The organism is Actinocrinis sp., assembly GCF_035938995.1.
GTDB lineage: Bacteria > Actinomycetota > Actinomycetes > Streptomycetales > Catenulisporaceae > DASZGI01.
On record NZ_DASZGI010000108.1, the window covers coordinates 16,931 to 29,792 of the forward strand.

12 protein-coding genes are annotated in these 12,862 nt (G+C 71.1%); 5 read left to right on the top strand and 7 right to left on the bottom strand.

Annotation, left to right across the window (positions count from 1 at the left end; all coding sequences use genetic code 11):
- Positions 1-18: 18 nt before the first annotated feature.
- Positions 19-2,040 (bottom strand): MFS transporter, encoded by a 2,022-nt coding sequence (locus VGZ32_RS07290; RefSeq protein ID WP_326885090.1) that lies wholly within the window; start codon positions 2,038-2,040, stop codon positions 19-21.
- Between the two features lie 149 nt (positions 2,041-2,189).
- The gene (gene glpX, locus VGZ32_RS07295; RefSeq protein WP_326885091.1) at positions 2,190-3,191 is read right to left on the bottom strand and encodes a class II fructose-bisphosphatase; all 1,002 of its coding nucleotides are present in this window, start codon (positions 3,189-3,191) and stop codon (positions 2,190-2,192) included.
- Between the two features lie 183 nt (positions 3,192-3,374).
- Between glpX and VGZ32_RS07300 the strand changes: the two genes are divergently transcribed.
- Positions 3,375-3,914 carry a DUF4245 domain-containing protein gene (locus tag VGZ32_RS07300; protein ID WP_326885092.1) on the top strand — a complete coding sequence of 180 codons (540 nt, stop codon included), beginning with the start codon at positions 3,375-3,377 and terminating at the stop codon, positions 3,912-3,914.
- Positions 3,915-3,929: 15 nt separating this feature from the next.
- Here VGZ32_RS07300 and VGZ32_RS07305 read toward each other — a convergent pair whose 3' ends face one another.
- Positions 3,930-4,175 carry an exodeoxyribonuclease VII small subunit gene (locus VGZ32_RS07305; RefSeq protein WP_326885093.1) on the bottom strand — a complete coding sequence of 82 codons (246 nt, stop codon included), beginning with the start codon at positions 4,173-4,175 and terminating at the stop codon, positions 3,930-3,932.
- Positions 4,176-4,233: 58 nt separating this feature from the next.
- On the opposite strand from VGZ32_RS07305, the gene VGZ32_RS07310 reads away from it, so the two are divergent.
- Positions 4,234-4,755: a GNAT family N-acetyltransferase gene (locus VGZ32_RS07310; RefSeq protein ID WP_326885094.1), complete on the top strand. Its 522-nt coding sequence runs from the start codon at positions 4,234-4,236 to the stop codon at positions 4,753-4,755.
- Positions 4,756-4,830: 75 nt separating this feature from the next.
- Here the strand turns inward: VGZ32_RS07310 and xseA are convergent, their stop codons facing one another.
- Positions 4,831-6,057 (bottom strand): exodeoxyribonuclease VII large subunit, encoded by a 1,227-nt coding sequence (gene xseA, locus VGZ32_RS07315; RefSeq protein WP_326885095.1) that lies wholly within the window; start codon positions 6,055-6,057, stop codon positions 4,831-4,833.
- A gap of 143 nt (positions 6,058-6,200) precedes the next feature.
- Between xseA and VGZ32_RS07320 the strand changes: the two genes are divergently transcribed.
- A complete protein-coding gene (locus tag VGZ32_RS07320; protein WP_326885096.1) occupies positions 6,201-7,211 on the top strand; it encodes a 4-hydroxy-3-methylbut-2-enyl diphosphate reductase in 1,011 nt (336 codons plus the stop codon).
- A gap of 148 nt (positions 7,212-7,359) precedes the next feature.
- Here the strand turns inward: VGZ32_RS07320 and VGZ32_RS07325 are convergent, their stop codons facing one another.
- Together VGZ32_RS07325 and VGZ32_RS07330 are read right to left on the bottom strand one after the other, a co-directional pair.
- Positions 7,360-7,740, bottom strand: a complete 381-nt coding sequence (locus VGZ32_RS07325) for a DUF6542 domain-containing protein (RefSeq protein WP_326885097.1) — start codon at positions 7,738-7,740, stop codon at positions 7,360-7,362.
- 293 nt (positions 7,741-8,033) lie between these two features.
- Positions 8,034-9,215, bottom strand: coding sequence for a DNA recombination protein RmuC (locus VGZ32_RS07330; protein WP_326885098.1), 1,182 nt, complete (start codon positions 9,213-9,215; stop codon positions 8,034-8,036).
- Positions 9,216-9,267: 52 nt separating this feature from the next.
- Between VGZ32_RS07330 and ychF the strand changes: the two genes are divergently transcribed.
- Positions 9,268-10,341: a redox-regulated ATPase YchF gene (gene ychF, locus VGZ32_RS07335; protein ID WP_326885099.1), complete on the top strand. Its 1,074-nt coding sequence runs from the start codon at positions 9,268-9,270 to the stop codon at positions 10,339-10,341.
- A gap of 114 nt (positions 10,342-10,455) precedes the next feature.
- The gene (locus VGZ32_RS07340) at positions 10,456-10,962 is read left to right on the top strand and encodes a hypothetical protein (protein ID WP_326885100.1); all 507 of its coding nucleotides are present in this window, start codon (positions 10,456-10,458) and stop codon (positions 10,960-10,962) included.
- On the opposite strand, the gene VGZ32_RS07345 is transcribed toward VGZ32_RS07340, so the two are convergent.
- Complete coding sequence (locus VGZ32_RS07345) at positions 10,931-12,817, bottom strand: RyR domain-containing protein (RefSeq protein ID WP_326885101.1); 1,887 nt, start codon at positions 12,815-12,817, stop codon at positions 10,931-10,933. The two genes, VGZ32_RS07340 and VGZ32_RS07345, sit on opposite strands and share 32 nt — an antisense overlap.
- Between the last annotated feature and the right edge of the window lie 45 nt (positions 12,818-12,862).

Below are 12,862 nucleotides of genomic sequence, written 5' to 3' on the forward strand. Positions count from 1 at the left end.
CTGCGGGAGCGGGTCCGGTCAGCGGGACAGCGCGCGCGACGGCGCGTCGAGCGTGTTGTCGGCCAGGTGCTTCAGCATCGAAAGCAACTCCTCGTGCTGCTCCGGCGCCCAGTCCGCCAACTGCTCCTGCAGGATCTCGGTCCGCGCGCTGGACAGCTGGTCGACCACCTGGCGGCCGGTGGTGGTCAGTGAGATTCGGCCCTCCTGGTCGCGCGTGGCGTACCCGAGGTCGATGACGGCGTCCAGCTTCTCCCGGATGTCGGGCACCGGCCTCCCGGTGCGCCGGCTCGCCTCCTCGTCCGTGATCGGCCCGGCGTGGCAGAGCCGGAACAGCGTGTACGCCTGACGGGTGGAGATGTCGATTCCCGCCTTGTCGATGCACGCCTGGTAGCGATCGGTGATGTTCTGACGGCTGCTCAGCTGGGTGATCGCTCGCTCGATCTCGTCGAGCGACGTGCGGAAGGTCGGCAGGCCGGAGGACTCGCCGAGGTCCGGGGTGCGGGTCGCGCCGCGCAGCGGGACCTCTCGCAGGAACAGCGCCAGCACGAACGCCACCAACGCCACCGGTACCGCATACAAGAACATATGGTTCACCGAGATCGCGTAGAGGTGCAGGAATGGCGCCGCAACGTCGGCGGGCAGCGAACGCACCGCGGTCGGGGAGCCGACGATCTTCGCGACCGGGAAGCGCGGCGACAGCGTGCCGTTCGCCAGCGCGCCGCTGATGTTCGACTTCAGCCTGTTGGCCAGGATGGTGCCGAAGATCGAGGCGCCGAACGAACCGCCGATCGAGCGGAAGTAGGTGGCGCCCGAGGTGGCCGTCCCCAGGTCGGAGTAGTCCACCGCGTTCTGCACGGCGATGATCAGCACCTGCATGGTCAGGCCGAGGCCGAACCCGAACACCGCCATGTCGACGCCCAGCACGACGCCGCTGGTCTTCTCGTCGATCCGGGAGAGCAGGCCGAGGCCGAGCGCCATGAACACGCTGCCGACGATCGGGTAGATCTTGTACCGGCCGAACCGGGTGATCAGCTGCCCGGTGCCGATCGACGCGACCAGCAGCCCGGCCATCATCGGCAGCAGCCGCAGCCCCGACTTGGTCGGCGAGTCGCCGTCGACCACCTGCAGGAACAGCGGGATGAACGACAGCGCGCCGAACATGGCCAGGCCCACCACGAACCCGATCGCCGAGCTCTGGCTGAAGACCGGGTTGCGGAACAGCCGCAGCGGCATGATCGGCTCGGACACCCGCTGCTCGACCAGGATGAACGCGGCGATCAGCACGACCGAGCCGATCCCGCAGGTCCACACTTGTGCCGAGTTCCATGCCCACGTCGTCCCGCCGAGGCTGGTGATCAGCACCAGACAGGTCGAGATGGCCGCGAGCAGCGCGGTGCCGAGGTAGTCGATCTTCGGGCGGGTCGCCAGCGCTTTGGTGCGCAGCGCGCTCGCGATGACCGCCAGGGCTACGGCGCCGACCGGCAGGTTCACGTAGAAGACCCACCGCCAGGTCAGGTTGTCCACCAGGAATCCGCCGAGCAGCGGTCCGAGCACCGAGGAGACCCCGAAGACCGCGCCGATCACGCCCTGGTACCGGCCCCGGTCGCGCGGCGGGACCACGTCGGCGATGACCGCCATCGCGAGGACCATCAGCCCGCCGCCGCCGATGCCCTGCAGCGCCCGGAACGAGATCAGCTCGGTCATGCTGTGCGCCTGGCCGCACAGCGCCGAGCCGACCAGGAAGATGACGATGCAGATCTGGAACACCGTCTTGCGGCCGTACAGGTCGCCGAGCTTGCCCCAGAGCGGGGTGGTCGCGGTCGAGGCCAGCAGGTAGGCGGTCACCACCCAGGACAGGTGGTTGGCCCCGCCCAGGTCGCTGACGATCGTCGGCAGCGCGGTGGACACGATCGTCTGGTCCAGCGCCGCCAGGAACATCGCGAGCATCACACCCGCGAACACCAGCCGCACCCGTCGGGAGTTCTGCTCGATGGGTGCGGCTGCGTCGTCCGCCAGCGCCTCGGACTGAGTGGTCGTCATATGCGCCTCCGCTCGGCCGGGCTAACGATCGGGCCGCGATGATCCTGATCTGAAGCTTGTCGGTTGTTCTCCCCGTGGGAACAACGGCAAACCGTCTCGCAGCTGAGGGCTGCGCTGAACGGATGACCGGGCGATCCGGCGTTCCGGCGCTATCCGAAGTCGACCATGCTGTACTTGCGCAGCTTGTCCAGCCGGTGCTCCGACTCCACCCGGCGCACCGTGCCGCTCTTGGACCGCATGACCAGCGACGAGGTGATCGCCCCGCCGGCCCGGTAGCGCACTCCGCGCACCAGTTCGCCGTCGGTGATCCCGGTGATCGCGACGAACACGTTGTCGCCGGTCACCAGTTCGTCCGTGGTCAGCACCCGGTCCAGGTCGAGCCCGGCGGCCAGCGCCTTGGCCCGTTCGGCGTCGTCCCGCGGCCACAGCCGGCCCTGGATCACCCCGCCGAGGCACTTCACCGCGCAGGCGGCGATGATGCCCTCGGGCGTGCCGCCGACGCCGAGCAGCAGGTCGATCCCGGTGTCCGGGCGCGCCGCCATGATCGCGCCGGCCACGTCGCCGTCCGAGATGAACTTGATCCGGGCGCCGGTCGCGCGCACCTCGCGGACCAGATTCTCGTGCCGGGGCCGGTCCAGGATCACCACCGTGACCTCGGATTCCGTGCTGCCCTTGGCCCGCGCCACGGCTCGGATGTTCTCCGCGACCGGCGCGGTGATGTCCACCACGTCTGCCGCCTCGGCCCCGGTGCACAGCTTCTCCATGTAGAACACGGCCGAGGGGTCGTACATCGCGCCGCGCTCGGCCAGCGCGATCACCGCGATCGCGTTCGGCATCCCCTTCGCGTTGAGGGTGGTGCCGTCGATCGGGTCCACCGCGACGTCGCACTCCGGGCCCTCGCCGTTGCCCACGCGCTCGCCGTTGAACAGCATCGGGGCGTTGTCCTTCTCGCCCTCGCCGATCACCACCACGCCGTCCATCGAGACCGTGTTGATCAGCTTGCGCATCGCGTTGACCGCCGCGCCGTCCGCGCCGATCTTGTCGCCCCGGCCGACCCACCGGCCCGCCGCCATCGCCGCCGCCTCGGTCACCCGGACCAGCTCGAGGGCGAGGTTCCGATCGGGCAGCTGGGGCGTGGTCTCGTCGTTCATGGTGAGGGTGTCCTTCCGCACGGGACATCGAAGAGGGACGGCCGCGCCCAGCGCCTAGGCACTGGGTTGAGGGTGAGGGTGGGACCGGCCGTTGATTTGATCGTAGCGGCGCGGGCAACCCGTGCCCGCGGCCTCGTGACCCCGGTGGATGGCGCCCGCAGCCGATCCTGCACGATGGAAGGCATGGCGAAATCGCGGCTGCGCACGACGATCCGGGACATGATCCTCTCCCTCGCGGTGATCGCCGTGCCGATCGGGGTCGTGCTGGCGATCGAGCCGTCCAAGGCGGGCAACCCGGTGCACGTGATCGACTCGGCGTCGTTCCAGGGCGACCTCGACGCGGCCCGCGCTGCCGAGCCGTTCCCGGTGCTGGTGCCGACCGGCCTGTCCACGGGCTGGCGGGCCACCTCGGAGACGTACCAGGAGCCCGGCGCCACCGCCGCCGACTGGCACGTCGGCTACCTCACGCCTGGCGGCGGTTTCGCCGAGCTGGAGCAGATCACGCAATCCTTCGCGGGCTTCCTGAACGACCAGCAATCCGACGCCGCGCAGGTCGCGTCCGTACACGTAGACGGCATCACCTGGCAGCGCTACACCGGAACGACGCCGCCCGCGCTCAAGAACCTGCTGGTGCGCTCGGACGGCAAGTCCACCGTGATCGTGGCCGGCAGCGCATCGATGGCCGAGCTGGAGCAGTTCGCCGGTTCGCTTCGCACATCCTGACGGACTGATGGACGGTCAGTTGGCGGCATCCCCTCCCGCGGCGGCCTCGCGCGCGGCCACGGCCGCGTCCAGCCGGGTCCGGGCCCCGTCCAGCTTCGCCTGACAGTGCGCGGCCAGCGCCTCGCCCCGCTCCCACAGCGCCAGCGACTCCTCGAGGGTCAGCCCGCCGGCCTCCAAACGCTGGACCGTGGCCACCAGCTCCTCGCGGGCCTGCTCGTACTCGAGCCCGTCGAGCGGATCGGAAATCGCTTCGTTCGCCATAGCCACCACGATAGGTTGCCCCGGCGACAGAAAACCCGAACGGGGAGGAACGACGCCGATGGCGATACCCGTGCGGCGCGCGACCGCCGACGACGCGGCCGAGCTGAGCCGGCTGCGCGAGGTCATGTTCGCCAGCTTCGGACCGGCCCCGGACCGCACGCTGTGGTGGGACGCGGCGGTCAAGGAACTCCAGGACGCGCTCGCCGACCCGGATGGGCCGCTCCAGGCGTTCGTCGTCGACGCGGATAGCTTCACTGGCGCCTCGGGCGCCTCGGGCGCCTCGGGCGAGCTGGCCTCCTGCGCCGTCGGCGTCATCGACCGGCGCCTGCCCAGCGCGTACAACCCGGTCGGACTCTCGGGCTACGTGCTCAGCGTCGCCACGGATCCGCGCCACCGCCGCCGGGGATACGCCCGCGCGGTCGTGCAGGCGACGCTGGACTGGTTCGAGTCGCGCGGGATCCAGCGCGTCGAACTACACGCCTCCACCGACGCCGAGGCCATGTACCGGGCCATGGGCTTCCTTGAGCCGCACGGCCTCGCGCTCACCCGGTGGGCAGCGCATTCTGACCCTTCGAAGTGAGCCGCGGCCCGATGGCTGCTGTAGGTCGCATCGCGTGGAAAGGCGCCCCGCGGTGCGATCTTTCGCCGCCGCGGCTCACTCCGAAGAGGAGTCGTCGCCGCTGACCGTCGCGGCCAGCACGCCCCCCGCCAGGCGCAGCGACAGCGGGTCGCCGGGCGCCACCTCGTCCGGCTTGCGCACCACGGCTCCATCGGCGCGCTGGACCACGGCGTATCCACGCTCGAGCGTCGCGAGCGGCGAGAGCGCGCGCACCCGGGCCAGCGTCTGCGCCAGCACCTCGGAATCCCGCGCCACCCGGTGGTCCACCGCACGGTGGACCCGATCGCGCAGCGACGCGATCTCCGCGGCCCGCTGATCGAGCATCGCGTACGGCGCGGCCAGCGCGGGGCGCGAGCGGAAGCCGGCCAGCGCGTGCTCCTCCCGGTCGAGCAGCCGGGTCACCGCGTGCCAGAGCCGTTCGCGCGCCTGAATGACCCGGTCGAGCTCTTCTCGGAGGTCGGGCACGATGCGTTTGGCGGCGTCCGTCGGGGTCGAGGCGCGCAGGTCCGCCACCAGGTCGAGCAGCGGCGAGTCCGGCTCGTGCCCGATCGCGGACACCACCGGCGTCTCGCAGGCGGCGACCGCGCGGATGAGCTGTTCATCGGAGAACGGCAGCAGGTCCTCCACCGAGCCGCCGCCGCGCGCGATCACGATCACGTCGACCGCCGGGTCCGCGTCGAGCTCGCCGAGCGCCGCGATGATCTGCGGCACCGCCGTCGCGCCCTGCACCGCCGTCTCGCGCACCTCGAACTGCACCGCGGGCCAGCGGCGCTGCGCGTTCTCCAGCACATCCCGCTCGGCGGCCGAGGCCCGCCCGCAGATCAGCCCGACCCGCCGGGGCAGGAACGGCAGCCGCTTCTTGAGCCCCGCGTCGAACAGGCCCTCCACCGCCAGCCTGCGCTTGAGCTCCTCGATCCGGGCCAGCAGCTCGCCGATCCCCACCGGCCGCAGTTCCTGAACCGTCAGCGAGAATCTGCCGCGCGGACGGTAGAAGTTCGGCTTGCCCCATACGACGACCCGCGCGCCCTCCGACGGCGGGGGCATCACCTGGTCGTAGACGTTCCGGCGGCAGGTCAGCTCCACCGACACGTCCTGCGAGGCGTCGCGCAGCGTCAGGTAGACGAGCGCCGTGCCCGGCCGCCGGCTGATCTGCGTGATCTGCCCCTCGACCCAGATCGCCCCGAGCCGCTCGATCCAGTCCCCGACCATGGAGGTGAGGGCCGCCACGGTGACCGGGGTTTCCGGCGAGGTCTGGAGCGCCATGCGCCCACCGTAGTGCCACCTCCCGACGGTCCCTGACCGCTTCGGCGCCCGCGACCTGCCGTTCGCGGAAAAGTGTGCGGGAGATGTAAAGATCGGCGGGACCGCACTGGGGCGGTAACGGCGTCCGCGAATACCATGGAGCCATGGTCACCGCCTCCGGTTCCGCCCAGGCCCCCGCGGCCACGCCGTTCCAGCCCGCCGCGCCGCAGCGCAAACGGGTGCTGCTCGCCGCCCCGCGCGGCTACTGCGCGGGCGTTGACCGCGCGGTCCTGGCCGTGGAGAAGGCCCTCGAGCAGTACGGCGCCCCGGTGTACGTGCGCAAGCAGATCGTGCACAACAAGCACGTGGTGCAGACGCTCGAGGAGCGCGGTGCGGTCTTCGTGGAGGAGAACGAGGAGGTGCCCGAGGGCTCGATCGTCATCTTCTCCGCCCACGGCGTCGCCCCCGAGGTGCACGAGCAGGCCCGCACGCGTCGGCTGAGGACGATCGACGCGACCTGCCCGCTGGTGACGAAGGTGCACAAGGAGGCAGTCCGGTTCGCCGACGAGGGCTACGACATCCTGCTGATCGGGCACGAGGGGCACGAGGAGGTCGTCGGCACCACCGGTGAGGCCCCGGAGCACATCAAGCTGGTGGACGGCCCCGAGGGCGTCGCGGACGTCGAGGTGCGCGACCCGTCCCGGGTGGCCTGGCTGTCGCAGACCACGCTGTCGGTGGACGAGACCGAGCAGACGGTCGCCAAGCTGCGCGAGCGCTTCCCGCTGCTGATCGACCCGCCGTCGGACGACATCTGCTACGCGACGCAGAACCGGCAGGTCGCGGTCAAGCGGATCGCCCCCGAGGCGGACCTGGTGATCGTGGTCGGCTCGGCCAACTCGTCCAACTCGGTGCGCCTGGTCGAGGTGGCGCTGGAGGCTGGCGCGAAGGCGGCGTACCTGGTGGACCGGGCCGAGGAGGTCGATCCCGCCTGGCTCGAGGGCGTGTCGACCGTCGGAGTCACCTCGGGCGCGTCGGTGCCGGAGGAACTCGTGACCGGCCTGCTGGCCGCGCTGGCCGAGCGCGGCTACACCGACGTCGAGGAAGTGCGCTCGGCGCAGGAGAAGCTGCTGTTCGCGCTGCCGCACGAGCTTCGCCGCAACCTCAAGGACGACTGACCCGCGTCGGCTCCCAGCCGCCGGAGAAAATCACCGGCACTCTTCGAAGCTCACCGGGGCTTGATGGCGGCTGTAGATCGCGCGGCGGGGAGAAAGGCGTTCCCCGCCGCGCGATCTTTCGCCGCCGCCCCGGAAACTCGAAGAGCCATCATCCGCTGAACGGCAGCCGGCGCACCAGCACGATCGCCAGCGCCAGCCCCGTGCCGAGGAACACCGCCCGCGCCTTGACCGCGAGCAGTTCGAGCATCGTCGCGGCGGCGCCGGTGACCCCCGACCCCAGGTCGTGCGGGGAGAAGAACGCGATCAGGGTTAACCCGAGCGCGAATGCCAGCGGCGGTCCGACCACCGCCGAATACCAGCCCTGACGGCGCACCTTCACTGCCGCGTACACGCACGCTGCAAGGAACAGCCCGGTGATGGCCCACGCCGCGGTGCCCACGAGCAGCAGGTCGATCAGCCCCCCGATAATGCAGGCGCCGCCGAGTACGACCGCGACTCCGGCCGTGGTGAGGGGGGCGCCGCCGGTCACGGTCGCGGCCCCGCTGGTATTCGACCGCGCTCTTTCCCCCTGTGTTCGTTCCCCCAGTGTTGGTTCCCATTGCGCCCGTCCACCAGCGCCATCCCCCTTCTCGCGCCGTCCCGCTCCCTGAGCCGCCGCGCGTGCCTCCGGCCCCGGCGTCCACAGTTGGGTCTGCGGAGGTCGTTGGCGCTCAGCCCTGTGCTGGCTCATAGCGTCACGCTATGAGCCGATTCGGCCTACTAGCACAAGACACGCCCCCTTGATCACCCATAAAGGCGACAAGCTGCTTCCGAAGTGGTGCCCTACGGCGTTATCCGATCCGTCATCTGGTCAGGCGCGGAACGCTGCGTCAGTCTCTGCGGGCTGGTCGGCAGCGGCACGACCGAGTCGAGTGCCGCGGGGGAGCGCGGCGCGGTGTCCAGATGGCGCGGCGGCTCGAGCTGCGCCTCGCCCACCCCGAGATCGCGCAGCCGCCGCGCGGTGACCAGGACCCGCGAGTCGAGCGAGCCGACCGCTTTGTTGTACGCCGCGACCGCACCGCCGAGCGAGCCGCCGACCCGGTCCAGATGCCCGGCGAGCACGCCGATGCGCTCGTACAGCTCCCGGCCGAGGTCGATGATCGTGCGCGCCTCGGCGGCCAGCGTGTCCTGCGACCACGCGTACGCGACCGTCCGTAGCAGGGTGATCAGCGTCGTCGGCGACGCCAGCATCACCCGGCGCTCCGCCGCGAACTCCAGCAGGTTCGGATCGGCCTCCAAGGCGTGCGACAGGAACGCCTCGCCCGGCACGAACAGCACCACGAACTCAGGTGTAGGCGCACCCGCCGAGCTAAGGCGCCGCCAGTATCCGCGCGAGCCCAACTGCTCGACATGTGCCCTGAGCTGCCGCGCGTGGCCCTTTAGCCGTTCCGCACGCTCCGCGTCGTCTTTGGCTTCCGCCGCCTCCAAGAAGGCACCGAGCGGCACCTTTGCGTCCACGACCACGTTCTTGTTCCCGGCCAGGTGCACCACGAGGTCCGGCCGCGCCGCACCCTCGTCCCCGTCGAGCGCGGCGCCTATGACCACCTGCTCGGTGAAGTCGCACCGGTCGACCATCCCCGCCAATTCCACCGCACGCCGCAGGTGCAGCTCCCCCCAGCGCCCTCGGACCTGAGGCGCGCGCAAGGCGGTCACCAAAGCAGCCGTCTGTCCCCGCAGATCCTCCCCGGCCACCCGGACGTCCTCGATCTGCTGTGCGAGCGCCGCCTGGGCCGAAGCGCGTCCGCGCTCGATCTCCCGCAGCCGGTCGTCCAGGTGCTGAAGCGACTCCTGGATCGGCCGCCCCACCTGGGCGAACTGCCGGTCCGCCAGGCCCAGCAGCCGTTCCGTGGACCGGTCCATCGCCTCGGCCGACGGACCGCTGCGCCGCCCGCGCTCCCACAGGACGCCCACCACAAGCCCTAGGGCCAGCCCGATCAGCAGCATCACCAGCGCACCAGAGTTCACAAGCATCCATCGTGGGAGTTCGGCGGCCCGCGGACAACTAGACTTGCCGTCCATGGGCCTGCAGATCGGAATCGTCGGCCTGCCGAACGTCGGCAAGTCGACCCTCTTCAACGCGCTGACCAAGAACGACGTGCTCGCCGCGAACTACCCGTTCGCGACCATCGAGCCGAACGTCGGAGTGGTCGGCGTGCCCGACCCGCGCCTGCGGGTCCTGGCCGATCTGTTCAAGTCCGAGCGGGTCGTGCCGGCCACGGTGTCCTTCGTGGACATCGCCGGCATCGTGCGCGGCGCGTCCGAGGGCGAGGGTCTGGGCAACAAGTTCCTCTCCCACATCCGCGAGGCCGACGCGATCTGCCAGGTGATCCGGGCGTTCACCGACTCGGACGTGCACCACGTGGACGGCAAGGTCTCCCCGCGCGGCGACCTGGAGACCATCAACACCGAGCTGATCCTGGCCGACCTGCAGACCGTCGAGCGGGTCCTGCCGCGCCTGCAGAAGGAGGCGCGGATGGCCAAGGACAAGCAGGCCACCGTCGCCGCGATCGAGGAGGCGAAGAAGGTCCTCGATCAGGGCACCACGGTCTTCGCCGCCGGACTCGACCCGGCCCCGCTGCGCGAGCTGCACCTGCTGACCGCGAAGCCCTTCATCTACGTGTTCAACGTCGATGAGGAGAAGCTGGCCAACGAGGACGTCAAGGCCGAGCTGCGCGCCCTCGTCGCCCCCGCCGAGGCGCTCTTCCTCGACGCGAAGATCGAGTCCGAGCTGATCGAGCTGCCCGACGAGGAGGCCCTCGAGCTGCTGCAGTCCATGGGCCAGGAGGAGTCCGGCATCACCCAGCTGGCCCGGGTCGGCTTCGACACCCTCGGCCTGCAGACGTACCTGACCGCCGGCCCCAAGGAGGCCCGTGCCTGGACGATCCGCAAGGGCGCGACCGCTCCCGAGGCCGCCGGGGTCATCCACACCGACTTCCAGCGCGGCTTCATCAAGGCCGAGGTCGTCTCCTACGACGACCTGGTCGCCGCCGGCTCGGTGGCCGAGGCCCGCGCCCGCGGCAAGGCCCGCATCGAGGGCAAGGACTACGTCATGGCCGACGGCGACGTGGTCGAGTTCCGGTTCAACGTCTGACGGGTTAGCTCGGGCCGCCTACCGGGCAACCGTTCCGGTGTGGACGGTGATACGGCGCCGAGCGGCACAGCGCTTAGCGGGACGACGCAGGGCGGCCGCGCGGAGCGTGATGCCGTGGCGCCGATACGTGTCGGTGTCACCGGACACATCAATCTGACCCCGGAGACGGCCCGGCTCGTCGCCGTGGAGCTGCGGTCCCTGCTGCGCGGCGTGCGGGATCGAGCGCGGGCGTCGTCGCGGATGATGGTCGGGATCAGCTGCCTGGCGCCGGGCGCGGACTCGGTCTTCGCCGAGGTTCTGCTGAGCCTCGGCGGCCGGCTCGAGGTCATCCTCCCGTCCCCGGACTATGGGCGCTCGCAGCTCGGGCCGGCCGACGCGGTGACCTTCGACCGGCTGCTGCGGCGCGCCGAGTCGGTGCGGACCACCGCGGAGCCGCGCGCCTCGCGGGCCGCCTATATCGCGGCGAACAACAAGATGCTGGACGCCATCGACCACCTGGTCGCGGTCTGGGACGGCGACGACTCCGCGATTCCCGGCGGCACCGCGCACGTCGTGGAGACAGCGCGGGCGCGGTCCATTCCGGTCACCGTCATTTGGCCCAAGGGAGCTCGCCGGTCCTGACGCGGCCGGCGGCGGCTCCCGCCACCGGATCGGCTGGCGGCCGCGGGTGGAGCAGAGCGTCGATCTCGGGGTCGGGATCGCGACCGCCCGGCCCGGTCCGCACGATCACCAACCCGGCGTCGGCGAGCATCGCCGGGAAGCCGCGCACGGCTTGCCGGTCCTTCTCCCGCTGCTCCTCGTTGAGCTGGGCCCAGGGGACCAGCCCCGTATGCCGTTTCGCCGCCTCGTCCCGCCGCGGACCGTAGACCCACCCGCGGCGCCGCCGCTCCGCCATCCACCGGGCGTGCTCCCGCTCGGCGAGGCGCTCGACCTCGTCCCCCTGATACGCGAACTCGGGCTCACCGACCGCCCGCGGAGTGAGCAGGCAGCCGATCTCGTTGAGTTTGCGGCCGACGTCCGCGGCCAGGTCTCGGTTCGCGTCTCGGTACTCCTCGGGCAGTTCCTCCCAGCGCACCAGCGCCGCGGTGGAACCCGGCTCCGCCCCGGCCTCGAACTGCTCAACCAGGAAGCGCTGGTGGCAGGCGCGGGCCAGCGTCTCGGTCAGATCCTCGGAGATGAGGCCCGGATCGCAGCCCTCGCCGATCACGTCGACCATGCGCAGCCGCCCGCCGAGCGCGTCGAGCCGGGCCGCGCCGCTCGGGCCGCCCTTGCCCCGGAAGCCTTCGGCCATGCCCGCCATCCGGTCCAGCCGGACCACGATCGAGCCGACCGCCGACCGCAGATACGCCGCCGAGGCGAGTGCCGTCTTGAGCGCCTCCCCCTCGTCCGCCTGGCAGAGGTAGAGCCGGTGCAGGCGGGGCGCCGCCGCGTCCCGACGCTGCGCCAGGAGCCGGTCGAGCGACTCGGTGCGCGGCTGGATCCGGCACGAACGCCCGAGAAAGGCGTAACGATCGCGCAGTTCGTTCGCGACCTGCGCGGCGTCGTGGCCGATCAGTGTCGCCCGCATCGCCTCCGCCGAAGTGCCGCGCCGGGTCACCCATTGCCGCCCGAACTCGACCACCACCGCGCGGGCGAACGCGCCGGTCCCGACGACCGCGATCTCGGGCGGCCCCGCGGCGAACGCCCCGTCGTCGCGCCCGACCACGGTCCGCGCGGCCAGCTCGTCCGGGGTGAAGAAATCCAGGTACGGCGCCCCGGACGCGCTCGCGCTCCACTGCCTGGCCTTGAGCGCCGCGCACAGGTCGAGATCCGGGACCAGCGCGTAGAGCCGATCCGGGCGGCCCTGCGCCGACCGGATCCGCTCGACGGCGTTGACGATCATCGCGTTGTCCTCGCTGCGTTCCAGACAGGCGTAGACACACGAGGCGCGCTGTACCGCCGCGTTGAGCAGCGTGCGCCGCTCGGCAGGGTCGCCCGCCACCACGTCGAGGCTGTCCCGGCGTCCCAGCGATGGTTCGATGGTGATCACCCGGGTGCCGGCCGCGCGCAGCCGGTCGGCCAGCGTGTCCGCCGCGCGGGTCGTGCCGCAGACGACGGCGTGCCCGCGCGCGCGGCGCTGACGGACCAGCCGGAGCCGCCCGGCGGCCAGCGCGATGCCCAGCTCCGTCAGCGGATAGAGCAGGATCGTCGGCGCGCCGAACCGGCCCACCTCGAGCGGCAGCGTCATCGGCCCCGGCTCTTGCTGGTTCAGCGGCGGAGACTGGCCGAAGATGAGCTGGATGTCGTAGAACACCAGATCCGAGCGGGAACCGCTGAGCGGCGCGATGTTCTGCGGTTTGGCCGGATCGTGGCCGTTCACGAAGGCGCGCAGGCCGACGTAACCGAGCACGAGGCTCACCGCCCCGAACACGCCGAACAGGATCCGCACACCGATCAGGAAACGCTTCGTCAGGTTCTCACGATGCGACTGCGTCACCGCGGCCCTCCCCCCGCAGTCGGCTTCGTCGCAGTCCTCTTACCC

Excerpts from the sequence above, each read along its gene's own strand:
- VGZ32_RS07290 (WP_326885090.1), bottom strand. The coding sequence starts at position 2,040 with ATGACGACCACTCAGTCCGAGGCGCTGGCGGACGACGCAGCCGCACCC.
- glpX (WP_326885091.1), bottom strand. The coding sequence starts at position 3,191 with ATGAACGACGAGACCACGCCCCAGCTGCCCGATCGGAACCTCGCCCTC.
- VGZ32_RS07300 (WP_326885092.1), top strand. The coding sequence starts at position 3,375 with ATGGCGAAATCGCGGCTGCGCACGACGATCCGGGACATGATCCTCTCC.
- VGZ32_RS07305 (WP_326885093.1), bottom strand. The coding sequence starts at position 4,175 with ATGGCGAACGAAGCGATTTCCGATCCGCTCGACGGGCTCGAGTACGAG.
- VGZ32_RS07310 (WP_326885094.1), top strand. The coding sequence starts at position 4,234 with ATGGCGATACCCGTGCGGCGCGCGACCGCCGACGACGCGGCCGAGCTG.
- xseA (WP_326885095.1), bottom strand. The coding sequence starts at position 6,057 with ATGGCGCTCCAGACCTCGCCGGAAACCCCGGTCACCGTGGCGGCCCTC.
- VGZ32_RS07320 (WP_326885096.1), top strand. The coding sequence starts at position 6,201 with ATGGTCACCGCCTCCGGTTCCGCCCAGGCCCCCGCGGCCACGCCGTTC.
- ychF (WP_326885099.1), top strand. The coding sequence starts at position 9,268 with ATGGGCCTGCAGATCGGAATCGTCGGCCTGCCGAACGTCGGCAAGTCG.